This is a genomic window from Streptomyces amritsarensis (assembly GCF_001953875.1).
Classification (GTDB): Bacteria; Actinomycetota; Actinomycetes; order Streptomycetales; family Streptomycetaceae; genus Streptomyces; species Streptomyces amritsarensis.
Window position 1 is genome coordinate 1 of the sequence record NZ_MQUR01000062.1, and the last position, 23,690, is coordinate 23,690.

Consider the following 23,690-nt stretch of genomic DNA (forward strand, 5'->3'; position numbering starts at 1 on the left):
GGCCGCCGGGCCCTGGGCCCGGCGGCCCGGACCCGGCGGCTGCCTCACCAGGGGCTGTGCTTGACCACCACCTCGATCGCCCGGTCGATCTCCGCCTCGGTCAGGTCGGCCCGGGAGGTGAGCCGGATGCGGGAGAACCGGTCGGGCACCGACGGCGGGCGGAAGCAGGCCACCTTGACCCCGTCGGCCAGGCAGTCCTCGGCCCACTGCGCGGTCCGGGCCGCGGAGGGTCCGCGGACCGAGACCACCGCCGCCTGCGCCTCGGTCACCGGCAGGCCGGCGGCGCCGAGGCGTTCGGCGAGCGCGAGCGCCACCGCACGGGTACGGGCCGGCCGGTCCGGCTCGGCGCGCAGCACCCGGAGCGCCGCCAGGGCCCCGGCGGCGGAGGCCGGGGCGAGTCCGGTGTCGAAGAGGAAGCTGCGGGCCATGTTCATGATGTGGTCGACGACCCGGCGGGGGCCGATCACCGCCCCGCCCTGGGCGCCCAGGGACTTCGACAGGGTGATGGTGGTGACCACGTCGGGGCTGCCGGCCAGGCCGGCGGCGGTGACGGCGCCCTCGCCCCGCTCCCCGACGACGCCGAAGCCGTGCGCGTCGTCGACGAGCAGCCCGGCGCCCTGCCGGCGGCAGGCGTCGAGGACCGCGCGGAGGTCGACGAGGTCGCCGTCGACCGAGAACACCGACTCGGTCACCGCCACCGCACGCTGCTGCTCCCGTTCGGCGAGCGCCCGTTCCAGGGCCTGTGGGTCGGCGTGTGCGGTGTCGACGACGTCGGCGCCCGAGAGGCGGTATCCGTCGATCAGGGAGGCGTGGTTGTACGCGTCGGAGGCGATCAGTGTTCCGGGGCGGGCCAGTACGGTCACCGCGCCCAGGTTGGCCAGGTAGCCGGAGGAGAAGACCAGTGCGGCCTCCGCCCCGGTGAACTCGGCCAGCTCCCGCTCCAGTTCGACGTGCACTTCGGTCGTTCCGGTGGCCAGCCGGGAGCCGGTGGAGCCGGCGCCCCAGGTCAGGGAGGCGTCGGCCGCGGCCCGGACCACGTCGGGGTGGCGGGTGAGGCCGAGGTAGTCGTTCCCGCCGAAGTCGATCACGTTCGGCCGGGGTCCCCGGACCTGGACCCGGCGGGTGAGGCCCGCCCGGTCCCGCCGCCGGGTGCTGTCGTCGATCCACGCGAAGACGTCATGCGGACCGCCGTGTCGCTCTGTTTCCATCGTTTCGCTCCGAACGCTACCGGGCAGGGCCGAGGACGAGGACGCCGTTGTGGCCGCCGAAGCCGAACGACTGCGTGAGGGACGGTCCGGGCTCCCACTTCCGGCCCCCGCCGGTCACCACGTCCACGGCGAGCGCCGGGTCGGGCGTGGTCAGGCCGATGGTCGGGGGTATCAGTGCGTGGCGCATCGACAGCAGGACCGCGACCGCCTCGAGGGCGCCGCCCGCGCCGAAGGCGTGCCCGGTGGCCCCCTTGGTGGAGGTGACCGGCGGACAGTCCTCGAAGACGGACAGGATGGCGTTCGTCTCCGCCTCGTCGTTGCGCTGGGTGCCCGTGCCGTGGGCGTTGATCTGCCGGACGTCCCCCGGGTGCACCCCGGCGTCCCGGAGCGCCAGGCGGATGCAGCGGGCCGCGTCGGCACCGGTGGGCGCCGGCATGGTGATGTCGTGCGCGTCGGACGTGCTGCCGGAGCCGAGCACCTCGCCGTGGATGGTGGCGCCGCGCGCCACCGCCGTGTCCCATTCCTCCAGGACGAGCACCGCGGCGCCCTCGGCGATGGCGAAGCCGTCGCGTTCGGCGTCGAACGGCCGGGTGCGCCCGGACGGTGACAGGGCCCGCATGTTGGTGAACCCGGCCACGATGGTCGGTGTGACGGCCGCCTCGGTACCGCCGGCGAGCACCCTGTCGCAGGTGCCGTCGGCGATCATCCGCGCGGCGTGCCCGATGGCGTGGGTGGCCGCTGCGCAGGCGGTCTCCAGGCTCTCGCACGGACCCCGCCAGCCCCGGCGCATGGCGACGGTCGCGGCGGCGGCGTTGGCCATCATCATCGGCACGAGGAAGGGGGAGACCCGCCTGCCGCCGCGCTCGTGGTGGATGACGCTCTGCCGTTCGAAGGTGCCGACTCCCGCGAGGGCCGTGGCGACGACGACGCCGCTGCGTTCGGCGTCCACCTCCGCCAGGCCGGCGTCGCGGTGGGCCATTTCGGCCGCCGCGACGGCGAACTGGGTGAACCGGTCGGTGTGCCGGGCCTCGCGGACATCCATCCACGGTGACGGATCCCAGTCCGTCAGCTCCCGGTGGCCGTCCGGCGGCGTCCGGAAGAGACCGTCCCAGAAGGCTTCCGGCCCGGTGCCGCAGGCGCTCACGACACCGATTCCGGTGACCGCGACGCGGCGGGCGCCGTCTGCTGCGGCGTTCATCAGGCGACCAGCGACAGGATCAGCCGGTGCAGGTCGCCGACGGTCCGGATGTCCTCCACGGACTCGTCGGGCACCGAGATGCCGAACTCCTCCTCGACCGCCATGACCAGCTCGACCTGGATGAGGCTGCTGGCGCCGAGGTCGTCGGCCAGGTTCGCGTCCTGCGTCACGGACTCGGGCTTGACCTGCAGGACCTCGACGGTGCAGGTGGTGAGCCGGTCGAAAATGTCGTCGTCAGCCACGGGTGGCCAACCTCCCCCTGAATCGGATGAGTCATATGTGTGTGATGGTTCTCCGGCATCCCGTCGCCGGGTCGGCGCCGGAGGTCCGGAAGTCTTCGTTCGTCGGGGTCACCGTTCGGGCACGGGCTCCCGCGGTACGCCGGCGGGCTTCCCGGTGAGGCTCCCGCGACCTGCGCAGACCTTCGGCAGGACGACGAAGGCCAGGGCGATCAGTTCCAGGCCGGCGCCCGTCCACGCCAGGGCGGCGGGCGGGAGCCGGTCGAGGACCGCGCCGCCGACCGCGCCGCCGAGGGCGACGCCGAGGTACGACGCGGAGCTGTTGACGGAGATGGCCACGCTCGGGGCCGTCGGCGCCAGGTCCAGGACCCGGTGGATGGCGGTGGGCGGTTCGGCCCAGTAGACCGTCCCCCAGGCGGCGGTCACGGCGAGGAAGACCGCCGCGACCGCCGCCGATCCGGAGGCGAAGAAGCTGGACAGCACGGCCAGGAGGGCCATGGTCAGCGCGACGCCCGACACCGAGGCGGTGAAGGTGCGTTCGGCTCCGAGGCGGTCGCCCAGCCGGCCGCCGACCGCGTTGCCGACCGCCCCCGCCACGCCGAACACCAGCAGCACGATGCTCACGTGGGCGTCGTCCATGCCGGTGGTGGCGCGGGTGAAGGCGGCCAGGTAGGTGAAGACGGTGAAACAGCCCGCGACCGCGAACAGGTTGGCCAGCACGGCCAGCAGCACCGGACGCCGCGCACCGATCCGCAGCCGGTCCCGCATGCTGATCGGCGGCGGCTGGGGCACCGCGGGCAGCACCGTGAACAGCCCGACGAGGACGGGCAGGGCCAGCACCACGACCAGCACCAGCGTGAGGCGCCAGCTGCCGAGCTGCCCGACCAGGGTGCCGCCGGGCACGCCCAGGGCCGTGGCGACCGTGAGGCCGCCGATGATCATGGAGACCGCGCGTCCCCGGTACCGCTCCCCGGCCAGCGCCGTCGCGGTGGCCGCGGCGGTGTTCATGTAGAGGGCGGCGCTGATCCCCGCGAGGATGCGGGCCGCCATCAGCACACCGTACGTCGGGGCGAGGGCACCCAGGAGGTTGGCGAGCAGGAAGGCCAGCATCGCACCGCGCAGCATGACGCGCCGGGACAGTGCGGCGGTCAGGGTCATCAGGACCGGCGCGCTGATCGCGTAGCTCAGCGCGAAGGCCGTGACGAGCTGCCCGGCCATCGGCTCTGACACGTCCAGTTCACCGGCGATACGCGGAAGAATCCCGCTGATGACGAAGCCGTCCGTGCCGACGGCAAAGGAGCCGATTGCGAGAAGCGCCAGAATCACCTTGTGGGGCATGACGCCTCCCGGGGACCCTGCGCGGGATCACGCATGTCAGGATCGTGAATTTCCCAGCTCCCCTTTCAGGTCGAGCCGGTCTTGTGAACCGGCTTTGTGAACGGGGTTGTTCCGATCAACGTACCAGCAAGCATGTGCCTGAAAAAACGGCTCGGGCGTGAGGGCGATCACTCACGCCATTGGCCGAAATCAATCCCCTTACCCGCCCGCCCGGCGCGGAAGGAAAGTCGATTTCCGGTCAACCTCCCCCTCCCCGTCTTGCATGTGGCTTGAATCTTTTCGGCCGGTCGATATGTTCGGATCGCTTGTCAATACCCGATCACGACGAAGCGCCTGCAAAGGAACGGACCGTCAGGGAGGATTCCGTTTTCATGTCTTCTGCCGTGCCGCCCATGGACCCCCGACAGCTCCTCGCCCTCGACCGGGCCCACGTGTGGCACCCCTACGCCCCCATGCCCGGGCGCACCGACCCGGTGGTCGTGGAGTCCGCTTCCGGCGTACGCCTGCGGCTCGCCCGGCCCGTGGACGGCGTGGACGAGCTCGTCGACGGCATGTCCTCGTGGTGGGCCGCCGTCCACGGCTACCGGCACCCCGCCCTCGACGCGGCCGTGCGCGGCCAGCTCGACCGGATGAGCCACGTCATGTTCGGCGGCATCACCCACGAGCCCGCCGTACGGCTGGCCGCGAAGCTCGTCGAGATCACGCCGGAGCCGCTGCGGCACGTCTTCCTGTCCGACTCCGGATCGGTCTCGGTCGAGGTCGCGGTCAAGATGTGCCTGCAGTACTGGCGTTCACTCGGCCGCCCCGAGAAGCGCAGGCTGCTGACCTGGCGGGGCGGCTACCACGGCGACACCTTCCAGACGATGGCCGTCTGCGACCCGGACGGCGGCATGCACAGCGCCTGGTCGGGCCTGCTGCCGCAGCAGGTGTTCGCGGACCGCCCGCCGGCCGGGTTCGACGCGGGCGTGGACGAGGCGTACGCCCGCCACCTGACCGGCCTCTTCGAGCGGCACGCCCACGAACTGGCGGCCGTGATCGTGGAGCCGGTGGTGCAGGGCACGGGCGGGATGCGCTTCCACTCCCCCGGCTACCTCAAGCTGCTGCGCGAGGCCGCCGACGCCCACGACGTCCTGCTGGTCTTCGACGAGGTGGCGACCGGATTCGGCCGCACCGGCGAGCTGTTCGCCGCCGGCCACGCCTCGGTCGCACCGGATGTGATGTGCCTGGGCAAGGCCCTGACCGGCGGATACCTGTCGATGGCCGCCACGCTGTGCACGTCCGCGATCGCCGAGGGCATCTCGCGGGGCGAGCTCCCCGTGCTGGCGCACGGCCCGACCTTCATGGGCAACCCGCTGGCCGCCGCCGCGGCCAACGCCTCGATCGAACTGCTGGAGACGGGCGACTGGCGGGCACAGGTCAAGCGGATCGAGGCGGGACTGTCGGCGGCCCTGGAACCGGCGCGGGCGCTGCCCGGCGTGGTCGACGTCCGCGTGCTCGGAGCCATCGGCGTGGTCCAGCTCGACCACGACGTGGACCTGGCGGCGGCCACGCGCGCCGCGGTGCGCCAGGGGGTGTGGCTGCGCCCCTACCGCGACATGGTCTACTCCATGCCGCCCTACGTCACCGGCGACGCCGACCTGGCCAGGATCGCGGCCGGTGTTCTGGCGGCCGCGGCAGCGGGCTGATGGTCCCTCAATATCGGCTTGCGGAAACGGTGTCGGGATGTGACAACTGACTCGGGTCACACCTGCGGAAGTTACCGCGGGGCGCAGTGGGTTGAGTCACACCAGGATGCGTATTCGGCCCGGCATGACTAGCATCGAACGCTGGAACGGGCTTCCCGGAGCGCCGCAGGGCCGTCGACCAATGGCCATTTCTGCACATCCGGGAAGATCCAAACAGTGACAGACACAACGGGGGCTTGAAAACATGTCACTTTCATCCGCATCGCCATGCCCGGCTGCTGCCTGAGCGTGCCGTCGTGCGCCCGATTCGGCGCATTCGATTCATCGATGGATCATCACCGATAAAACGTCGGTCAGCCGGTTCACCGTGCCCAAAAGGCCGGTTCCGGTCGTCAAGGAGTTCGACCACATCGTGATAGACCTGCGGATCCTTCTCGTCGACAACTACGACTCCTACACGTGGAACCTCTTCCAGCTGATCTGGAAGGTGGCCGGAGTGCCGCCCGTCGTCGTGCGCAACGACGAGGCCACGGCGGACGAACTGCTCGCGCGGGACTTCACCCACGTCGTGATCTCCCCGGGCCCGGGCACCGCGGCCCGGGACGAGGACTTCGGGCTGTGCCGGGCCCTGCTGGAGCAGGCGTCCGTGCCCGTCCTCGGGGTGTGCCTGGGCCACCAGGGCCTCGCCCTCGCCTTCGGCGGCGACGTGCGCCACGCGCCGCAGACCGTGCACGGGCAGACCAGCGCGATCACCCACACCGGGACCGGTGTCTTCGCCGGTGTCCCGCAGGGCTTCCGCGCCGTGCGCTACCACTCCCTCGCCGTCATCGAACCGCTGCCGGACCACCTCGTGGCGACCGCCTGGTCCGAGGACGGCGTCCTGATGGGCCTGCAACACCGCGAACGTCCCCTGTACGGCGTGCAGTTCCACCCCGAGTCGGTGGACAGCGAGTACGGCGAGGAGATCATCGCGAACTTCCTGGGCATCACGCCCGCGCTGCGCTGGAGCGAACTGGAGGCGGACCTCGACGCCGAGGGCCTGTTCCTGCGCGCCTTCGCCGACAGCCCGTACAGCTTCTGGCTCGACAGCTCGCGCACCGCCTACGGCATGGGCCGCTACAGCTACCTCGGCTCCTGCGCCGGGGAGGGGCTGGAGGTCCTGCGGGCCTACGCGGGAGCGGGCGTCGTGGAACGCGAGACGGACCAGGCCGTGGAGCGCCTTGCCGGCACCGTCTTCGAGCACCTGCGGGCCGGTCTCGCCACCACGCCCGTGCCGGCCGGCGCGTCGCCGGTGCCCTTCGCCGGCGGCTACCTCGGCTATCTCGGCTACGGCGTCAAGGGGAGCGTCGGCATCGGCCGGGCCGGCAGCGGCGAGCGGCCGGACGCCGAGCTGCTGCGCGTCGACCGCTACGTGGCCTACGACCACGAGGCCGACCGGCGCTACCTCGTCACGGTGGGCCTGTCCGCCGAGCAGCACGACGCCTGGTGCGAGCATGTGCGGACGCTGGCGCGCCGCCCGCTGCTGCCCCGGCCGCGGCGCGAGAGCGCCCCGGCCGTGCTGGAGCCGGGCGTCGACCGGGAGACGTACCTGCGCCACTTCGACACCGTCCAGCAGTGGCTTCGCGACGGCGAGTCGTACGAGGCCTGCTACACCTACCAGATCAGCGGCACCAGCGACGCCGATCCCCTGGAGACCTACCTGCGGCTGCGGGCCACGAACCCGGCGCCCTACGCCGCGTACGTCCGGCTCGGCGAGCGCTCGCTGCTGAGCTCCTCGCCGGAGCGGTTCGTCACCGTCGCCGGCAACGGCGAGGTGGAGGCCAAGCCGATCAAGGGCACCGCCCCCCGGGACGCCGACCCGGTGGCCGACGAGGCCGCGCGCACCGCGCTGGAGACGGACCGCAAGATCCGCAGCGAGAACCTGATGATCGCGGACCTGCTGCGCAACGACCTCGGCCAGGTCTGCGACACCGGCACCGTCCACGTGCCCAAGCTGATGGCCGCGGAGTCCTACGCCACCGTGCACCAGCTCGTCACCACGGTGCGCGGGAAGCTGCGCGCCGACCGCGGGGCGGTCGACTGCGTGCAGGCGCTCTTCCCCGGCGGGTCGATGACCGGTGCCCCGAAGAAGCGGACGGTGGAGTTCCTTGACGACCTGGAACCGGAGGAGCGCGGGGTCTACTCCGGCAGCCTCGGCTGGTTCGGGTTCGACGGGGCGGCGGACCAGTCGATCGTGATCCGCACCATCGTCTGGGAGGGCAACCGCGTGCGCATCGGCGTGGGCGGTGCGCTGATCGTCCTCTCCGACGGCGAGGAGGAGTTCCAGGAGACGCGGCTGAAGGCCCGCGCGCTGCTGCGGGTCCTCGGCGTCGACGAACTGCAGGAAGCCACATCGGGAACGGCTGCGAGGTGCCGGGGATGAGCACGACGGAATTCGGGACGGGCTTCGAGACGGGTCCGGCGAAGCCCGAGGAGGCCGGTGCGGTGGCCGACGCCGTCACCGCGCTCCTGCGGGAGCTGCGCCAGGACCCCGCGCACACGATCCCGGGGCTGGGCGCCGCGGTGGCCGACGCCATCGCCGGCCGGGACGGCTCCGGGGTGCTGGTCGCACGGGACGGGCGGGGGCGCGTGGCCGGCGTACTGGGGTACACCACCCAGACCGCCCTGCGGCTCGCCGCGCCGTACCGGCACGTGCAGGAGCTGTGGGTGGAGCCGGGGCTGCGGTCGAAGGGGGTCGCGGCGCTGCTCCTGGCCGAACTGGACGCGGTGTGCGCCGCCGACGGGGTCCGGCGGGTGGAGGTCTGCCTGCCGGCCGAGCAGTTCCCCTCGTACCCGCGGACGCTGGCCTTCTACGAGCGTTCCGGCTTCCGCGCCATCGGCCCTCGGGTGATCAAGGATCTGTCATGACCCTGCGTGTGGTGGTGCCGGAGGAGTCCGAGGCCCTTCCGTTCACGGTCGAGCCGGGCGGCGCCCGGGTCGCCAGCAAGGAGATCCCCGAGCGGATCCACCGGATCCTGGAAGGGCTGCTCGACGGCGGTGCGGTCCTCGCCCCGCGCGGCACGGACGGCACGGACGACGCGGACCGGGCCGAGCGCCTCGCCGAGGCCGTCCACGGCAAGGAGCTGCTGGAGCACCTGCGCCACGGAGTCCCCGAGGGCGCGCAATCCGTCCTCGACGACGCCTTCGCCGCCCCCGGCCTGGCCCAGGAGACGCCCGTCACCCGCGGGGTCTGGCCCGCGGCGCTCGGCGCCGCGGCCGCCGCGGTCCGGGCGGCCGGGCTGACGGCCCGGCACGGGGAGAGCAGCTACGCGCTGGTGCGGCCCCCGGGCCACCACGCGGGTCCCGGCTGGTACGGCGGGTACTGCTTCCTGAACAACGCCGTCATCGCCGCCCGGACCCTCCAGGAGGAGGGCGCATCCCGGGTCGGCATCCTCGATGTCGACTACCACCTGGGCAACGGCACGCTCGCCTGCGTCCAGGGCGATCCCACGCTGCCGTTCGCCTCGGTGCACTCCGGCCGTCCCGAGGACTTCCCGTACGCCTTCGAGCCGGGGCCGGGACTGTTCGCGGTGGGCTCGGACCCGGGCCCGGAGGCCTACCTGGCGCTCGTCCGGAACGCCGTGTCCCACCTGCGCGGCCAGGACGTCGAGGCCCTGGTGGTCTCGGTCGGCTACGACGTGCTCGCGGGCGACCCGCACGGCTCCTGGAGCCTGGCGCCGGAGGCCTTCGGTCCCGTCGCCGCGCTCGTGGCGGAGCAGCGGCTGCCCACCGTCTTCGTCCAGGAGGGCGGATACGGACTCCCCTCGCTGCGCGGCGCGGCCCGCGCCCTGGCATTGGAGGCCTCGCGATGAACGCGACCCCCGAAGAGCTCTTACGGCCGTTCCGCGAGCGGCTGGAGGCACTGGACCGGCAGCTCGCGGAGCTCGTGGCGGCCCGGCTGGCGATCTGCTGCGAGGTGGCCGAGGTCAAGCGGGCCCACGGCATCCCGATGATGCAGCCGCACCGGGTCACCGCGGTCCGCGAGGCGTACGCGGCCCGGGGGGAGCGCCTCGACCTCTCCCCCGACTTCATGCGCTCCCTGGCGAGCCTGCTCATCGACGAGGCCTGCCGCCTGGAGGACGAGATCATCGACGCTCCCGCGGCGGCCGGCGCGGAGGCACTGCGATGACCCTGACCTTCACCACCCTCGGCCCCGAGGGCAGCTGCCACGAGAACGCCGTGCAGCACTACTTCGCCTTCCAGGGCATCGAGGACGACGCCGAGATCGACCTCACCATCGACCTGCACGAGGGACTGGAGCGGGTGCGCCGCGGCGAGTCCGACTACCTCGTCCAGTGCAGCGCGCACCCCGAGGTGCACCTGCTCACCGAGCGGTACTTCAGCGAGGTGCACGTGGTGGACACCTTCGTCTACCCGACGAAGGAACTGGTGCTGCTCAGCCGGGCCGACGTGGAGCGGCCCCGGTCCCTGGGGCTGGTCCCGGCGACCGCCGGATACGTCGACGTGTCGCAGTGGGAGGAGGTCGTACCCGTGGCCTCCAAGCCCGTGGTCGGCGCCGAACTCCTGGCCGGGGTCTACGAGTCCGGGCTGACCCACCTGGAGTACCTGGAGCAGTCGAAGGGGGCGCTGCGCCTGGACCGCTACATCGGCGCGGTGACCACCACCTGGGTGGTCTACGGGCGCCGCCCCCGGTTCTCCGGTGACGTCATCGGCACCAAGTGCCGCTCATACCTGCTGGGAGAGGAAGCATGAGCCAGGCCGCATCCCCGGCGCGGAGGATCCGCGTCTGCGACACCACGCTGCGCGACGGCGAGCAGACCTGCGCGGTGGCCTTCCAGGTCGAGGAGAAGGTGAAGATCGCCCGCCTCCTGGACGAGATGGGCGTCGACGTCATCGACGCGGGCTTCCCGGCCTCCTCGCAGGCCGACCAGGACGCCGTGCGCGGCATGGCCGAACTGGGCCTGAACGCCCGCGTGGTGGCCTTCTGCCGTCCCAACCGGACCGAGATCGACCTGGCCAGGGCGTGCGGGGCGGACTCCATCTACACCTTCGTGCCCACCTCCGACGTGCACATGCGGGTCAAGTTCGGCGGCACGGACAGCGCCGTGCGCGACCGGCTGAAGCGGGAGATGGCCGACGGCATCGCCTACGCCAAAAGCCTCGGCATGTACGTCGGCTGCGGGTCGGAGGACGCCACCCGGACCTCCTACGACTACCTGGAGGAGGTCCTCGTCCTCGCCCAGGAGAGCGGGGCGGACCTGGTCGGGGTCGCCGACACCGTCGGCTCCACCACCCCCGACGCCTTCCGCACCCTGATCTCGCGGCTGCGCTCGCAGATCCACGTGACGCTCTCCCTGCACTGCCACAACGACTTCGGCCTGGCCACCGCCAACACCGTCGCCGGCATCCTCGGCGGGGCGGACGAGGTCCAGTGCACCGTCAACGGCCTCGGCGAGCGGGCCGGGAACGCCTCCCTGGAGGAGGTGGTGGTGGCCCTCACCCAGCTGTACGGCTTCGAGACGGCCGTCGACCTGTCCCGGCTCAAGCCCATGTCGGACCTGATCGCGGACCTGTCCGGCATCGACGTCAGCCCGATGAAGCCGATCGTCGGCGGGAACGCCTTCTCGCACGAGTCCGGCCTGCACGTGTCGTCCGTGATGAGGGACTCCACCGCCTACGAGCCGCTGCGGCCCGAACTGGTGGGCCACACCCGGCGGATCGTCATGGGCAAGCACTCAGGGAAGGGGATCATCGCCCACGTCCTGGACAAGCACGGGCTCGCCTACGACGACGAGGTCCTCGGCGCGGTCCTGCGCCAGGTCAAGGCGGCGTCCGTGCTGACGAAGTCGAGCGTGACCGAGGCCCAGGTGATCGGCATCTACCACGAGCGAACGGCCACGGCGGTATGAGCGACGTGCACGACACGGGCGCCTGGTTCGCGGACCAGGCGTTCTGGCGGGACTTCTACCCGCACCTGTTCTCGGCGGAGCGCGCCGCGCAGGCCGCGCGGATCGTGGAGCGGTCCCCACTGTTCCGCTTCCCGGCCGGCGCCCGCGTCCTCGACCTGTGCTGCGGGCCGGGCCTGTTCACGGTGCCCCTCGCCCGCGCCGGCCACGCGGTCACGGGCGTGGACCTGAGCGCGCCGCTGCTGGAGCGGGCCCGGAGGGGGAGCCGGGAGGCGGGTGTCGGTGTGCGCCTCGTCGAGGCGGACATGCTCGCCTTCGCCGAGCCGGAGGCGTTCGACGCCGTGGTCAACATGTTCACCTCGTTCGGGTACCTGGACCGGCACGAGGACAACGTCCAGGTGCTGCGCAACGCGCACACCAGCCTCGTGCCGGGCGGGACGCTGCTCGTCGACGTCGTCGGCAAGGAGGTCCTGGCGCGGCGCGACGAGCGGGTCTCGCTCTCCGAGCTGGAGGGGAAGGTGCTGGTGCAGCGGGACACGGTGTTCGACGACTGGAGCCGGCTGCGCAGCGACTGGTACTCCATCGAGGGCACGCGCGCGGCCACCGCTTCGATGACCATCCACCTCTACAGCGCCGCCGAGCTGCGGGACATGCTGTGCGGTGCGGGCTTCACCGAGGTCCGCTTCCACGGGGACTACGAGGGCGGACCGTACGACCACCGGGCCGAGCGCCTGATCGCGGTCGCCACGAAGGGCGGGGACGTCCGTGGCCGCTGAGGTCGTCGTGATGCGGTCGGTGTCCGCCGTCGGCCGTGCGGAGTGGGACGCGCTCGTCCCGCCGACCCAGGTGTACCTCTCCCACGACTGGCTGCGCGCGGTCGAGGAGTGCTTCGGCCTGGAGCTGGTCCTCTTCCTGCTGCGCGACGGCGGGCGCACGGTGGCCGGGATACAGGGCCTGCTGGTCCGGGACCCGGACGCGTTCCCCTACCACGACCCGACGGGAGCCCTGTTCGGCGACTACGAGACGGACCACCTCCGGCAGGCGTTGGAGCGGGACCGGTCGCCGCAGGAGTCGGCCGAGGCGGGCGCGCTGCTCGCCGCGGTCGTGCGCGCCGAGGCCGGGCACACCCGAGCGGCCGGCTATCCGGCACTGGTGGTGACCAGCCCGTACGGGTACGCGAGCGACGTCCTGACCCTGCCGGGGACCGACCGGAGGGCCGCGATCGGTGAACTCCTCGTCGCCGTGGAGGCGTTCTGCCGGACCGAGGGGATCGCCTCGCAGTCCTTCCTATGGGAGTCCGGCGGGGACGCCGACCTGCACCGGGCGCTGACCGCACACGGCTATCTGGGGTTCCTCTCCGACCTGGAGCACGACCTGGACACCGGGTCCTGCGCCGGTCTGGAGGAGTACCTGAGGACCCTGGAGCGCAAGCGCCGCACGGTCGTGCGGGCCGAGATCCGCAAGTTCGAGGAGGCCGGGCTCCGCGTGGAGCGGATCGCGGACCCGGACCGGGCGGTGATCGCCCGCTGCGCCGAACTGTCCGAGGGACAGCAGAAGAAGTACGGGCTGCCCGTCGACCGCGGCGCGATGGAGCGGCTGTTCACCGCGCTGCTCGCCGCCCCGGCGCTGGGCCCCGCCCTGTACGTGGTGCGGCGGCGGGACGCGGACGGGCCGGACGTCTCGGGCTTCCTGCTGTGCCTGGAGGCCGGGGGCGTGCTGCACCCCAAGTTCCTCGGCTTCGACGCCGCGGCCGTGGAATCCGGCTACGCCTACTTCAACCTCGTCTTCTACCACCAGATCGAACGGGCGGTGGCCGGCGGCGCCCGCCGCATCGCGTACGGCATGGGCTCGGCGGACGCCAAGCGGCTGCGCGGCTGCCGCCCGACCCCGGTGCGCGGCTGGATCCGCTTCTCCTCGCAGGCGGCGCAGCGGCGGATCGAGCCGTACGTCGCCGTCTTCGACTGCCTCAAGAAACAGCTTCTCGGCGACCAGGATGGACGCGTTCTGCGATGACTCTCGTACGACAGCTCTTCGAGCACAAACTGGGCCGGCCCGTCAGCACCGGCGAGGTCGTGGACCTGCCGTTCGACCTGTGCTGGGGCAGCGAGATGACCGTCAAGTGGGCCCTGGACATCCTGCGCGACTCGGGGTTCGACGACGAGTACGTCGCGGCGGGCCTCGCCGCGCAGCGTGAGAGGACGGCGTTCGTCTTCGACCACGTCGTGCCCACCCACACCGCCTCGATGGCCTCGATCCTGGTCGAGCTGCGACGCTTCGCGCGCGAGCACGGGATCAGGGTGTTCGACGTCGGCTACGACGGCGGCATCCAGCACAAGATCCTCATCGAGCAGGGTCTGATCCGCCCCGGCGACGTCGCCGTCGGCGCCGACTCGCACAGCTGCACCGCGGGCGCGATCGGCTCGCTGGCCACCGGCATCGGCTCCACGGACCTGGCCATGGCCCTGGTCCGGGGCAGCTGCTGGATGCGGGTGCCCGAGGCGGCCCTGGTCCGCTTCCACGGGAGCCTGCGCCCGCACGTGCAGGGCAAGGACGTGGCGCTGTACCTGTGCGGCCTGATCGGCGTGCACGGCGCGGTCTACCGCAGTCTGGAGTTCGGCGGCCCCGGCCTCGCCTCCCTGGCCATCACCGACCGGCTGTCGTTGAGCAACATGGCGGTGGAGATGGGCGCCAAGTACGGGCTGTTCCCCACGGACGGGGTGCTCGCGGACTACCTCGGCGCCGACGTGGACCACCCGGACTTCACCGTCGACGAGGACGACGCCGAGTACGTCGACGTGATCGACGTCGACCTGGGCTCGATCGAGCCGACCGTCGCGCTGCCGTTCTCCCCGGACAACGCCGTGGGCACCCACCAGCTCCAGCACCTGCTGCGCAACTGGGGCGAGTACGAGGGCCGCGAGGACCTGATGACGGGCGTGGCGCCGCTGGCCCGCAGGGCCAACGGGAACGGCGAGATACCCGTCGACCAGGTCTTCATCGGCTCCTGCACCAACGGCCACCTGGAGGACCTGCGGGTCGTCGCGGACGTCCTGCGGGGCAGGCGCGTCCACGAAGGGGTCCGCACCATCGTCATCCCCGCCTCCCAGAAGGCCTACCGGGCGGCGATGAAGGAGGGCCTGATCGACGTGCTGATCGAGGCGGGCTGCTACGTGGAGTCCTCCAGCTGCGGTCCCTGCATCGGCATCAAGTCCGGTGTCCTGGGCAAGGGCGAGGTCGCGGTCTTCACCTCCAACCGGAACTTCCGCGGCCGGTGCGGGGACGTCGACGCCAGCGTCGTCCTGGCCAGCCCCGCCATCGCCGCCCGGGCCGCGCTGACCGGCGTACTCGCCCCGATCGGCGACCGCAGCGACTACTACGCCGACGAGGACGCGGTGCGCCGCGGCATCGAGGAGCTGTTCGCGCTCCACTCGGCACGCGAGGGCCGGGCCGCGCTCCCCGACTCCGAGGACCGGCTGCCCGCGACCGCGGCGTCGGACACGGCCGGGCGCGACGCGCACGCGGAGGGTGGCAGCCTCGCCTGGGTCTTCGGCGACCACGTCAACACCGACGTGATCCTGCCCGGCGTGTTCTGCCAGATCCCCGACCCGGCCGAGTACAAGAAGCACATCATGGCCCACGCGGGCAACCAGGCGTTCCTCGACCACTACGCGGGCACCGGGCACGACCTGACCGGCTCGGTGATCGTCGGCGGGGCGAACTTCGGCTGCGGGTCCTCCCGTGAGAACGCCCCCATGGGCATCAAGGCCTCCGGCGCGCCCTTCGTCGTCGCGCACAGCTTCGCCCGGATCTTCTTCCGCAACGCGCTCAACATCGGCCTGAGGCTGGTGGAGGTCGGGGACTTCGCCCACGGGATCAGGGAGGGCGACCGGCTCGTCGTCGACGACGAGCGCGGCGAGCTCGTCAACGTGACCCGGGGGACCTCCGCCCCCATCACCCCGCCGTCCGCCTTCGAGCGGGAGCTGCTCACCGCGGGCGGCCTCGTCGCCTACACGGGCGCGCGTGTACGGGCGCAGGCGGCGGCCGTATGAGCAGCCTCGCGGTCATCCCGGGAGACGGCATCGGCCCCGAGGTCATGGCCGAGGTGCTGAAGGTGCACGCGGTGGTCGAGGACGTCTTCGGCACCGGCCTGAAGACCGAGGTGCTGCCCTGGAGCGCCGACTGGTTCCTGGAGCACGGGGACGTCGGGATCGACGTCCTGGCGGTCCGGCGCGACCACGCCGCGGTGCTGCTCGGCGCGCTCGGTGACGCCCGGATCCCCGACAACCGGCACGCGATCCGGATCATCGGCGGGCTGCGCCAGCAGCTCGAACTGGGCGTGAACCTGCGCCCGGTGCGGCTGCGCGCCCTCGCTCACTGCCCCCTCAAGCACGTGACCGCCGTCGAGGACGTGGACCTGGTCGTGGTGCGGGAGAACACCGAGGACGTGTACGTGGGCGTCGGCGGCGCGGTCCGCGCCGGCAGCCCCGCACACGTGGCGATGGAGGTCGGCGTCCACAGCCGCTGGGCGGTCGACCGGGTGGTGACGGCCGCGTTCGAGCTGGCCCGCTCCCGCCGCCGCCGGCTCACCCTGGTGGACAAGAGCAACGCGATGCCCAGCGCCGGCCCGCTGTGGCAGGGCCGCTTCCGTGCGATCGCCGCGTCCTACCCGGAGGTGGAGTGCGACCACCTGTACGTCGACGCCGCGGCCATGGAGCTGATCCGCAACCCGGCCCGTTTCGACGTGATCGTGGCCGGCAACCTCTTCGGGGACATCCTCAGCGACGAGGCCTCCATGCTCGCCGGCGGCCTCGGGGTCGCGCCGTCCGCGTCCTACGACCCCGAGGACGGTTCGTTCGCCGGCGTGTTCGAGGCGGTACACGGCAGCGCGCCGGACCTCGTGGGCACGGGGCGCGCCAACCCGCTGGCCTCCGTGATGAGTTACTCGATGATGCTGGGCCGGCTGGGGCTGCGCGAGGCGCACGCGGCCGTGGAGCGCGCCGTCGACGAGGTGCTGTGCGGGGACCTGCTGACACCCGACCTGGGCGGCACGGCGCGCACCGGCGACGTGGGCGACCTGATTTGCCGGGCGGTCGCCCGGCACGACAAGGACTGAGAAGGATGAACGAACCAGCCAAGCTCATGTGGTGGCAGGGCAGCGTCGTCCCCGCCGGGGACACCGCCCTGACCCTCGCCAACCACAGCCTCCACTACGGGCTCTGCGTCTTCGAGGGCCTCTCCGCCTTCCCCTCCGGCCGGGAAGGCCACCACGTCTTCCGCCTGGAGGAGCACATGACCCGGTTCGCCGAGTCGTGCCGCCTGGTGGGACTGTCGCTCGCGCAGTCCCCCGCCGAACTGGCCGCCGCCTGCCACGAGACGCTGACCGCCAACGGCCTGCGCCGGGCCTACCTGCGGCCCGTCGCCTTCCTCGGCGACGGGGTGCTCGGCCTGGCGGCGCCCGGCAGCGAGGCCCAGGTGGCGGTGCTGGCCTTCGACGTGTCGTCCTTCGACGCGGTGATCCGGGCGCAGCAGCCGCGGCTGACGCTGTCGCCGGTCGCCCGGCTCAGCCCGCACGCCTTCCCGACGAAGGCGAAGGTGTCCGCCGGCTACCTGGGCTCCCGGATCGCGTGGATGGACGCGCAGCGGCGCGGCTACGACGACGCCCTGCTGCTGGACGACACCGGGTTCGTCGCCGAGTGCACCGTGCAGAACGTCTTCGGCGTGCGCGGCCGCACGCTGCTGGTGCCCGACTCCCCCGCCGCGCTCGACGGGATCACCGTGGCCTCCGTGATCGAGATCGCGGGCGGTCTCGGCTACGAGGTGGACCGCGGTCCGCTGACCGCGGCCGCCCTGTCGGCCTGCGACGCCGTGTGCGTGGCCAGCACGGCCGGCGGGGTGCGCCCCGTCCGGTGCCTGGACGACACCGCGTTCGACACGGGCAATGCCGTGGTCGCCGAGATCGTGCGCGCCTACGGACGGGCCGAACTGGGCCTGCTGCCCGGCCGCGAGCGGTGGGCGGCCCGCCCGTGAGCGACGTACGCGTGACCGACCTGTACGACACCCTCCCCGCGCAGGTGTGCGACCGGATCGACGCGCTCGGGCGGGAGCACTGGCGGCGCGGGCACGCCGGTGTGCCCCGCCCGGCGGACTCCTGGTGCCCCACCCGGCCGCTGCTGCTGGACGCCGACGCGTACGCGCTGGTCGGAGCGGTCGCGGACCGGGCGGCGGGCCTGGTGCTCGACGCCTGTCTGCGCCGGGTGTCGACGGCCGGGGAACTGCTCGACGCGCTCTCCATGGCCCGGACGCAGTTCCCGCTGCTCGACCCGGCCGAACCGCTCACCGAACGGCTGCTGACCTCGATACGCGCCGACGTGATGGTCGAGCGCGGCGTTCCCCGGGTCGTCGAGCTCAACATCGACGGCGCGATCGGCGGAGCCATCGAGGCCGACCTCGTCGCCCGACAGTTCCAGGAGGTCTACTCGGGCGCACCCGGCGGGCAGGACCCGTCGGGGTGGCCGCTGCGCACACCGCCGTCCGCGGTCGACGCGTTCTTCACCGAACTGGTCTCCTTCCTCGGCCTGAGCGAGGGCGACTGCCTTGTCGTGCCCGTCTTCCGCGAGGACGGCCTGGACCACCTCGCGGACCTGGACGACTTCATCTCCTTCCTCGCCCCCATGGCCGAACGGGGCAAGGCGCACGGCATCACCGTGACCGGGTACCCGCTGGACGGGCTGACCCTCGACGACGGCCGGCGGCTGCGGGCCGGCGAGCACGTCGCGCACGGGGTGTTCCGGCTCTTCCTGCCGGTCGAGCAGGCCGGTGCGGGGCTCGACGCCCTGGGCGGGGCCCTGCGGGCGGGCACGGCCCGCATGTACACCCCCGAGGCGACCAGCCCCGTCAGCGACAAGCGGGTGCTGGCCTGGATCTGGGAGGACCTCGACCTGCTCGATCCGGCCGACCGCGACTTCGTACGCCGGCACGTTCCGTACACCGTGATCGCCGGGGCCGGCGCTCTGGGCCGGGACCGGTCGTCCCTCGTGCTCAAGCCCGGGGACGGCTACGGCGGCGCCGGGGTGACCCTGGGCCGCTCGGTGGAGCGGGAGGTGTGGCGGGAACGGCTCGTGGCGGCCGCCGCATCGGGGGACCACGTCCTCCAGCAGGTGGTGGACGGCGACCTCGTCACCTTCGAGTTCGCCCACGACACCACCGGGGAGATCCGCAGCGCCGCCGTCCCCTGTGTCCTCGGCCCGATGATGTACGGCCGCCGGCTCTCGGGGATCTACGTCCGGCACGCCGGTCCCCGACCGGGCGACCTCATCAACACCCATCAGGGCGCTGCCTCCAACAGCGTGCTGATCGTGGACAGTCCGACGGCCGGGCGGTGAGCGCCGACGGGACGACCCGCGCCCCCACCCTGCTGGACCCGCTCCGGCAGCGGAACTTCCGCTGCCTGGCGGGCGGCCGCATGGCCACGTACTTCGCCAACGCCATGGCGCCGATCGTGCTCTCCTTCGCGGTGCTCGACCTGACCGGTTCGCTGATCGACCTCGGGATCGTGGTCGGGGCCCGGTCGGTGGCCAACGTGGCGCTGCTGCTGTTCGGCGGGGTGATCGCCGACCGGCTGCCGCGCAGGCTGGTGCTGCAGGGTTCGAGCGTGGCGGCCGGGCTGGCCCAGGCCGTGATCGCGGCGAGCGTGCTGTTCGGCTTCGCCTCGATCCCGGTGCTGGTCGTCATCAGCGTGATCAACGGCATGGTGTCGGCGGTGTCCCTGCCCGCCGCGGCCGCCCTCGTGCCGCAGACCGTCCCGCACCGGATGATCCGCCCGGCGAACGCGGTCGTGCGGATGGCCGTCAACGCCGGCATGGTCCTCGGCGCCTCCACCGGCGGCATCGTCGTGGGCCTCGCGGGACCCGGCTGGGGCATCGCCGTCAACGCGGCGGTGTTCCTGCTGGCGGGCCTGAGCTTCGCGGGCCTGCGGACGGCGGGGAAGCCCGCGGCGCCGGCCGGGACGGTCCGGCCGCTGGCCGAACTGCGCGAGGGCTGGTCGGAGTTCACCTCCCGCACCTGGGTGTGGGTGGTCGTGCTGCAGTTCCTCGTCATCAACGCGGTGGTCGCGGGCGGACTCCAGGTCCTCGGGCCGACCATCGCCGACCAGTCCTTCGGGCGGACGACCTGGGGGCTGCTGCTCGCCGCGCAGACGGCCGGCGCGTTCGCGGGCGGCTTCATCGCCGCCCGCACGCAGCCGCGCCACGCCCTGCGGATCGGCGCGGCCGTGGGCGCGTTCGAGGCGGTGCCGCTCCTCGCCCTCGGGACGACCTCGCACGTCGCCGTGCTGGTGGTCGCGATGTTCATCAACGGTGTGGCACTGGAACAACTGGCCGTCGCCTGGGACGTCTCCCTCCAGGAGAACATTCCGCAGGAGAAGCTGGCCCGGGTCTACTCCTACGACGCGCTCGGCTCGTTCGTGGCCATCCCCGTCGGGGAGGTGGCCGCCGGCCCGATCGCCCTGCACGCCGGCATCGACACCACCCTCGTCGCCGGCGCCGTCCTGGTCGTCGCGGCCACCGGCTTCGCCCTGTGCAGCTCCAGCGTGCGCCGCCTGACCGTCAAGCCGGCCGTGCCGCCGCACCGGCCGGCCGGGGAGGTGCCCGCATGAGACCGACCACCGCCACCAGGGGGACCGCCATGCCGCACGACCTGCCTCTACTCGACAAACCGGGCTGGTACGGAGGGAAACCGTACCCGGCCGACGCCCTGGAGCACATCACCGCACTGCCCGCCCCGCAGCAGCCCGACTGGGCCGCACACGAGGACCTTCCCGCCGCCGTCCGGGACCTGCGCTCGGCGCCGGGGCTCGTCGGCCCCGGCGATGTCGACCGGTTCGGCCTGCTCGTCGCGGAGGCGGCGCAGGGCAGCGTGAACATCCTCCAGGCCGGCGACTGCGCCGAGGACCCGGCGGACTGCACGCCCGGGGCGGTGCGGGCCAAGGTCCGCATGCTCGACGCCCTCGCCGCCGCGTTCTCCGAGGTCACCGGCAGGCCGACGGTACGGGTCGGCCGTATGGGCGGACAGTACGCCAAGCCCCGCTCCAGGCCCACCGAGCGCCATCGGGGCCGGGAACTCCCGGTGTTCCGGGGACACATGGTCAACGGCCCCGAGCCGGACGCCGCCGCCCGCCGCCACGATCCGCGCAGGCTGACGGACTGCTACCGGGCGGCCCTCTCGGTGCACGCGGCCCTGCGGCCGGACACCGGGTGGACCCGCGCCTCGACGTGGACCAGCCACGAGGCCCTCGTCCTGGACTACGAGCTGCCGCTGGTCCGCGGGGACGGATCGGGGCGGGCCCTGCTGTCCTCGACGCACTGGCCGTGGATCGGTGAGCGCACCCGCTCCCCCCGGGGCGCCCACGCCCGGCTGCTGGCCACGGTGGACAACCCGGTCGCCTGCAAGGTCGGGCCGACGACGACCCGCGCGGAGCTGATGGAGCTGTGCGGGTTGCTGGACCCGGAGCGCAGGCCGGGCCGGCTCACCCTCATCGCCCGCCAGGGGGCCGCCGCGGTGCGGCGCAGCCTCCCCCCGCTCGTGGAGTGCGTACGCCGGGCGGGGCATCCCGTGGTCTGGATGTGCGACCCGATGCACGGCAACACCGTCACCACCCCCGCCGGCCGCAAGACCCGCCTCGTCGAGGACGTCGTCCGCGAGGTCCGCGGCTTCCGGCGGGCCGTGGAGTCCGCCGGCGGGACCGCGGGCGGACTCCACCTGGAGGCCACCGCGGACGACGTGTTGGAGTGCGTGGCCGACGCCGGCGGCATCGCCGGGCTGGAGGGCCGCGCCAGGCCCCTGTGCGACCCCCGGCTGAACCTGGAACAGGCCCTCACGGCCGTGTCCGCCTGGCGCCTGTGAGCCTGCCGACCGGTTCAACCCGTCCGCGGGGCGGCCGGCTCCGGCCGGATTCCGGCGGGGCCGGCCGGCACGACCACCGCGGCCAGGAGCAGTTCGGGGCCGGCGGTCCAGCGTCCCTCGTAGACGAGGGGCGCGGGCGGCTCCTCCCCCGCCCCTTCCACGATCTCGGCACGGAAGGTCCCGCCCGCCGGATCGAACGTGACCGAGGCGTCCCGGAAGCCCAGCCGGCGCCCGGCCATCGGGAACCACGCCTTGTAGACGGCCTCCTTCGCGCAGAACAGCAGCCGGTCCCAGTGCACCCGGGGGAAGTCCGCGGCGAGCGCGGCCAGCCGCTCGCGCTCCTCGGGCCGGGTGACGGCGCCCAACGTCTCACCGGGCAGCGCCGCATGGGGTTCTGCGTCGATCCCCAGGGCCCGCACGTGGACGCTGCGCGCCACGGCCGCCGCCCGGTATCCGGCGCTGTGCGTCATGCTGCCGACCACCCCGGGCGGCCACACCGGCGCCCCGCGCTCCCCGGGCAGGACCGGGACGGGCGGTACGCCGATGTCCGCGAGGGCCCGCCGGGCACAGTGCCGCACCGTCGTGAACTCCCGTCGGCGCCCTTCGTGGCGGGCCGGCCCGAGCGCTTCCGATTCCTCGGGAAAAAGGGTGGATTCGGGTACGTCGGCAAAGCTCTCGGCGCATGCGACGACGGCCGGAAGGATCAGTTCGAGCACGTCGGGACCCTAGCGACCGGAACGGTTCTTCCGCCATTTCTGCGGGTCACCGCGGCTGCTAGCGTGAGTCGGGACCGGCAATTGCACGCGAACGAAACCCACGAGTTCGTTCACCGAGGGGGATTTCCGCGATGACCAGCGGTATCGATGATCTGCCCACTGCCTTATCGGCGCCCGTCACCGGTTCGACGAGGCGGCCGCCCGGCCCCCGACTGCCCGCTGTGGTCCAGACCCTGCTGTTCGCCCAGTACCGGCACCGGCTGTTCCCGTACCTCAAGCGCCGCCACGGGGACGTCTTCACGCTCCGCCTCACGGCCCCGACCCGCCATCTGGTGATCCTCACCAGGCAGGAGGACATCAGGACGGTCTTCGGCGGTCCGGTGGAGGTCCTGCACGCGGGCGAGGGCAACGCGATCATGGGGCCGGCCCTGGGCGAGCACTCGGTGCTCCTCACCGACGAGGCCGAGCACCGCCGGTCCCGCCGGCTCCTGATGCCGGCGTTCACCGGCGCCGCGCTCGCCGGCTACCGGGAGATGGTCGGCGAGCTGACCCGGGCGGAGGTGGAGAGCTGGCCCGAGGGGACGGTGTTCGGTTCCCACGAGCGGATGCAGGCGCTGACCCTGGAGGTGATCCTCCAGGTGGTGTTCGGGGTGACCGACGAGGCCCGGCTGAGGCGGATGCGCCCGCTCGTGCGCGGCATCGCGGACATCGGTCCGGTCACCCTGCTCGGACTGCCCTACCCGCTCCTTGCCCGCTTCGGGCCGTGGCGCCGCCACATCGGGCTCCAGCGGAGGCTGGACGAGCTGCTGTACGCGGAGATCGGCCGGCGGCGCCGGGCCGCGGACCTGCACAGCCGGACCGATGTGCTCTCGCGCCTGCTCCAGGCCGCTCAGACGGAGGAGGCGGGCGGCGGGTTCAGCGACGCGGAGCTGCGCGACCAGCTCATCACCCTCCTGCTGGCCGGGCACGAGACCACGGCCACGGGCCTGGCCTGGGCCCTGCACGAGCTGGTCCGCCGACCGGAGCAGCTGCGCCGGGCGCAGCGCGCCGCGGACGAGGGCGACGACGCGTACCTCACGGCCGTCGCCAAGGAGGCGCTGCGGCTCAAGCCGGTGGTGTACGAGGTGGCCCGGCAGCTCACGCAGCCGCTGACGGTCGGCGGCTACCGGCTGCCCGCCGGTGCCACGGTGATGCCCGCGATAGGCATGGTGCAGTCGGACCCGGCGTACCACGACCAGCCGGACCGGTTCCGTCCCGAGCGCTTCCTCGACGGCCAGCCGCCGGCCAACACCTGGATTCCGTTCGGCGGCGGCGCCCGTCGCTGCATCGGCGCCGGCTTCGCGCTGCTGGAGGCGACCGTGGCGCTGCGCGAGGTGCTCCGGCGCTACGAGATCCGGCCCGACCGGCCCGCTCCGGAGCGGCAGAAGGCCCACCACGTGACGCTGATCCCCTCCCGGGGCGCGCGCCTCGTGGTGAGCCGCCGCCGCTGAGCCTCCGCCG

Annotated in this window: 21 protein-coding genes; 16 read left to right on the forward strand and 5 right to left on the reverse strand. The window is 72.8% G+C overall.

What is annotated here, in order from left to right; translation table 11 throughout:
• Window positions 1-44: 44 nt before the first annotated feature.
• From AVW11_RS23725 to AVW11_RS23740, 4 genes are all read right to left on the reverse strand, one after another.
• Entirely contained in the window at window positions 45-1,208 is a 1,164-nt protein-coding gene (locus AVW11_RS23725; RefSeq protein ID WP_076045788.1) for an 8-amino-7-oxononanoate synthase, read from the reverse strand.
• 16 nt (window positions 1,209-1,224) lie between these two features.
• Window positions 1,225-2,406, reverse strand: a complete 1,182-nt coding sequence (locus tag AVW11_RS23730; protein WP_076045790.1) for a beta-ketoacyl-[acyl-carrier-protein] synthase family protein — start codon at window positions 2,404-2,406, stop codon at window positions 1,225-1,227.
• A complete protein-coding gene (gene acpP / locus AVW11_RS23735; protein WP_060179308.1) occupies window positions 2,406-2,648 on the reverse strand; it encodes an acyl carrier protein in 243 nt (80 codons plus the stop codon). Before acpP ends, AVW11_RS23730 begins: the two co-directional genes overlap by 1 nt.
• A gap of 108 nt (window positions 2,649-2,756) precedes the next feature.
• Window positions 2,757-3,983: an MFS transporter gene (locus AVW11_RS23740; RefSeq protein WP_051700672.1), complete on the reverse strand. Its 1,227-nt coding sequence runs from the start codon at window positions 3,981-3,983 to the stop codon at window positions 2,757-2,759.
• Between the two features lie 371 nt (window positions 3,984-4,354).
• Between AVW11_RS23740 and AVW11_RS23745 the strand changes: the two genes are divergently transcribed.
• The 15 genes from AVW11_RS23745 to AVW11_RS23815 all read left to right on the forward strand — a co-directional run bounded on the left by AVW11_RS23745 (window position 4,355) and on the right by AVW11_RS23815 (window position 21,474).
• Window positions 4,355-5,668 carry an adenosylmethionine--8-amino-7-oxononanoate transaminase gene (locus tag AVW11_RS23745; protein WP_420856393.1) on the forward strand — a complete coding sequence of 438 codons (1,314 nt, stop codon included), beginning with the start codon at window positions 4,355-4,357 and terminating at the stop codon, window positions 5,666-5,668.
• A gap of 367 nt (window positions 5,669-6,035) precedes the next feature.
• A complete protein-coding gene (pabB, locus tag AVW11_RS23750; RefSeq protein ID WP_060179311.1) occupies window positions 6,036-8,090 on the forward strand; it encodes an aminodeoxychorismate synthase component I in 2,055 nt (684 codons plus the stop codon).
• Entirely contained in the window at window positions 8,087-8,575 is a 489-nt protein-coding gene (locus AVW11_RS23755; RefSeq protein ID WP_051700670.1) for a GNAT family N-acetyltransferase, read from the forward strand. The genes pabB and AVW11_RS23755 overlap by 4 nt, the downstream gene beginning before the upstream one ends.
• The gene (locus AVW11_RS23760; protein WP_076045794.1) at window positions 8,572-9,519 is read left to right on the forward strand and encodes an arginase family protein; all 948 of its coding nucleotides are present in this window, start codon (window positions 8,572-8,574) and stop codon (window positions 9,517-9,519) included. The genes AVW11_RS23755 and AVW11_RS23760 overlap by 4 nt, the downstream gene beginning before the upstream one ends.
• On the forward strand, window positions 9,516-9,836 hold the full coding sequence (locus tag AVW11_RS23765; RefSeq protein WP_076045796.1) for a chorismate mutase: 321 nt from the start codon (window positions 9,516-9,518) through the stop codon (window positions 9,834-9,836). The genes AVW11_RS23760 and AVW11_RS23765 overlap by 4 nt, the downstream gene beginning before the upstream one ends.
• The gene (locus tag AVW11_RS23770; RefSeq protein ID WP_030852957.1) at window positions 9,833-10,420 is read left to right on the forward strand and encodes a hypothetical protein; all 588 of its coding nucleotides are present in this window, start codon (window positions 9,833-9,835) and stop codon (window positions 10,418-10,420) included. Before AVW11_RS23765 ends, AVW11_RS23770 begins: the two co-directional genes overlap by 4 nt.
• The gene (locus tag AVW11_RS23775; RefSeq protein WP_060179314.1) at window positions 10,417-11,577 is read left to right on the forward strand and encodes a LeuA family protein; all 1,161 of its coding nucleotides are present in this window, start codon (window positions 10,417-10,419) and stop codon (window positions 11,575-11,577) included. Before AVW11_RS23770 ends, AVW11_RS23775 begins: the two co-directional genes overlap by 4 nt.
• Window positions 11,574-12,350, forward strand: a complete 777-nt coding sequence (locus AVW11_RS23780) for a class I SAM-dependent methyltransferase (RefSeq protein WP_076045798.1) — start codon at window positions 11,574-11,576, stop codon at window positions 12,348-12,350. The genes AVW11_RS23775 and AVW11_RS23780 overlap by 4 nt, the downstream gene beginning before the upstream one ends.
• Entirely contained in the window at window positions 12,340-13,587 is a 1,248-nt protein-coding gene (locus AVW11_RS23785; protein WP_076045800.1) for a GNAT family N-acetyltransferase, read from the forward strand. Before AVW11_RS23780 ends, AVW11_RS23785 begins: the two co-directional genes overlap by 11 nt.
• Window positions 13,584-15,623 carry a LeuD/DmdB family oxidoreductase small subunit gene (locus AVW11_RS23790; protein ID WP_079250749.1) on the forward strand — a complete coding sequence of 680 codons (2,040 nt, stop codon included), beginning with the start codon at window positions 13,584-13,586 and terminating at the stop codon, window positions 15,621-15,623. The genes AVW11_RS23785 and AVW11_RS23790 overlap by 4 nt, the downstream gene beginning before the upstream one ends.
• Window positions 15,620-16,687: an isocitrate/isopropylmalate dehydrogenase family protein gene (locus tag AVW11_RS23795; RefSeq protein WP_060179317.1), complete on the forward strand. Its 1,068-nt coding sequence runs from the start codon at window positions 15,620-15,622 to the stop codon at window positions 16,685-16,687. The genes AVW11_RS23790 and AVW11_RS23795 overlap by 4 nt, the downstream gene beginning before the upstream one ends.
• 5 nt (window positions 16,688-16,692) lie before the next feature.
• Window positions 16,693-17,601 (forward strand): aminotransferase class IV, encoded by a 909-nt coding sequence (locus AVW11_RS23800; protein WP_076045804.1) that lies wholly within the window; start codon window positions 16,693-16,695, stop codon window positions 17,599-17,601.
• Window positions 17,598-18,956, forward strand: coding sequence for a circularly permuted type 2 ATP-grasp protein (locus AVW11_RS38560; protein ID WP_167389245.1), 1,359 nt, complete (start codon window positions 17,598-17,600; stop codon window positions 18,954-18,956). Before AVW11_RS23800 ends, AVW11_RS38560 begins: the two co-directional genes overlap by 4 nt.
• Window positions 18,953-20,227: an MFS transporter gene (locus AVW11_RS38565; protein ID WP_076045808.1), complete on the forward strand. Its 1,275-nt coding sequence runs from the start codon at window positions 18,953-18,955 to the stop codon at window positions 20,225-20,227. Before AVW11_RS38560 ends, AVW11_RS38565 begins: the two co-directional genes overlap by 4 nt.
• Window positions 20,224-21,474 (forward strand): 3-deoxy-7-phosphoheptulonate synthase, encoded by a 1,251-nt coding sequence (locus AVW11_RS23815; protein WP_240528245.1) that lies wholly within the window; start codon window positions 20,224-20,226, stop codon window positions 21,472-21,474. Before AVW11_RS38565 ends, AVW11_RS23815 begins: the two co-directional genes overlap by 4 nt.
• A 14-nt stretch (window positions 21,475-21,488) precedes the next feature.
• Here AVW11_RS23815 and AVW11_RS23820 read toward each other — a convergent pair whose 3' ends face one another.
• The gene (locus tag AVW11_RS23820) at window positions 21,489-22,190 is read right to left on the reverse strand and encodes a 4'-phosphopantetheinyl transferase family protein (protein ID WP_076045810.1); all 702 of its coding nucleotides are present in this window, start codon (window positions 22,188-22,190) and stop codon (window positions 21,489-21,491) included.
• Window positions 22,191-22,321: 131 nt separating this feature from the next.
• Between AVW11_RS23820 and AVW11_RS23825 the strand changes: the two genes are divergently transcribed.
• Window positions 22,322-23,680 (forward strand): cytochrome P450, encoded by a 1,359-nt coding sequence (locus tag AVW11_RS23825; RefSeq protein WP_051700663.1) that lies wholly within the window; start codon window positions 22,322-22,324, stop codon window positions 23,678-23,680.
• Window positions 23,681-23,690 lie beyond the last annotated feature (10 nt).

Coding starts and splice junctions, on each gene's coding strand:
- AVW11_RS23725 (WP_076045788.1), bottom strand. CDS start 1,208: ATGGAAACAGAGCGACACGGCGGTCCGCATGACGTCTTCGCGTGGATC.
- AVW11_RS23730 (WP_076045790.1), bottom strand. CDS start 2,406: ATGAACGCCGCAGCAGACGGCGCCCGCCGCGTCGCGGTCACCGGAATC.
- AVW11_RS23740 (WP_051700672.1), bottom strand. CDS start 3,983: ATGCCCCACAAGGTGATTCTGGCGCTTCTCGCAATCGGCTCCTTTGCC.
- AVW11_RS23745 (WP_420856393.1), top strand. CDS start 4,355: ATGTCTTCTGCCGTGCCGCCCATGGACCCCCGACAGCTCCTCGCCCTC.
- AVW11_RS23755 (WP_051700670.1), top strand. CDS start 8,087: ATGAGCACGACGGAATTCGGGACGGGCTTCGAGACGGGTCCGGCGAAG.
- AVW11_RS23760 (WP_076045794.1), top strand. CDS start 8,572: ATGACCCTGCGTGTGGTGGTGCCGGAGGAGTCCGAGGCCCTTCCGTTC.
- AVW11_RS23765 (WP_076045796.1), top strand. CDS start 9,516: ATGAACGCGACCCCCGAAGAGCTCTTACGGCCGTTCCGCGAGCGGCTG.
- AVW11_RS23770 (WP_030852957.1), top strand. CDS start 9,833: ATGACCCTGACCTTCACCACCCTCGGCCCCGAGGGCAGCTGCCACGAG.
- AVW11_RS23775 (WP_060179314.1), top strand. CDS start 10,417: ATGAGCCAGGCCGCATCCCCGGCGCGGAGGATCCGCGTCTGCGACACC.
- AVW11_RS23780 (WP_076045798.1), top strand. CDS start 11,574: ATGAGCGACGTGCACGACACGGGCGCCTGGTTCGCGGACCAGGCGTTC.
- AVW11_RS23790 (WP_079250749.1), top strand. CDS start 13,584: ATGACTCTCGTACGACAGCTCTTCGAGCACAAACTGGGCCGGCCCGTC.
- AVW11_RS23795 (WP_060179317.1), top strand. CDS start 15,620: ATGAGCAGCCTCGCGGTCATCCCGGGAGACGGCATCGGCCCCGAGGTC.
- AVW11_RS23800 (WP_076045804.1), top strand. CDS start 16,693: ATGAACGAACCAGCCAAGCTCATGTGGTGGCAGGGCAGCGTCGTCCCC.
- AVW11_RS23815 (WP_240528245.1), top strand. CDS start 20,224: ATGAGACCGACCACCGCCACCAGGGGGACCGCCATGCCGCACGACCTG.
- AVW11_RS23825 (WP_051700663.1), top strand. CDS start 22,322: ATGACCAGCGGTATCGATGATCTGCCCACTGCCTTATCGGCGCCCGTC.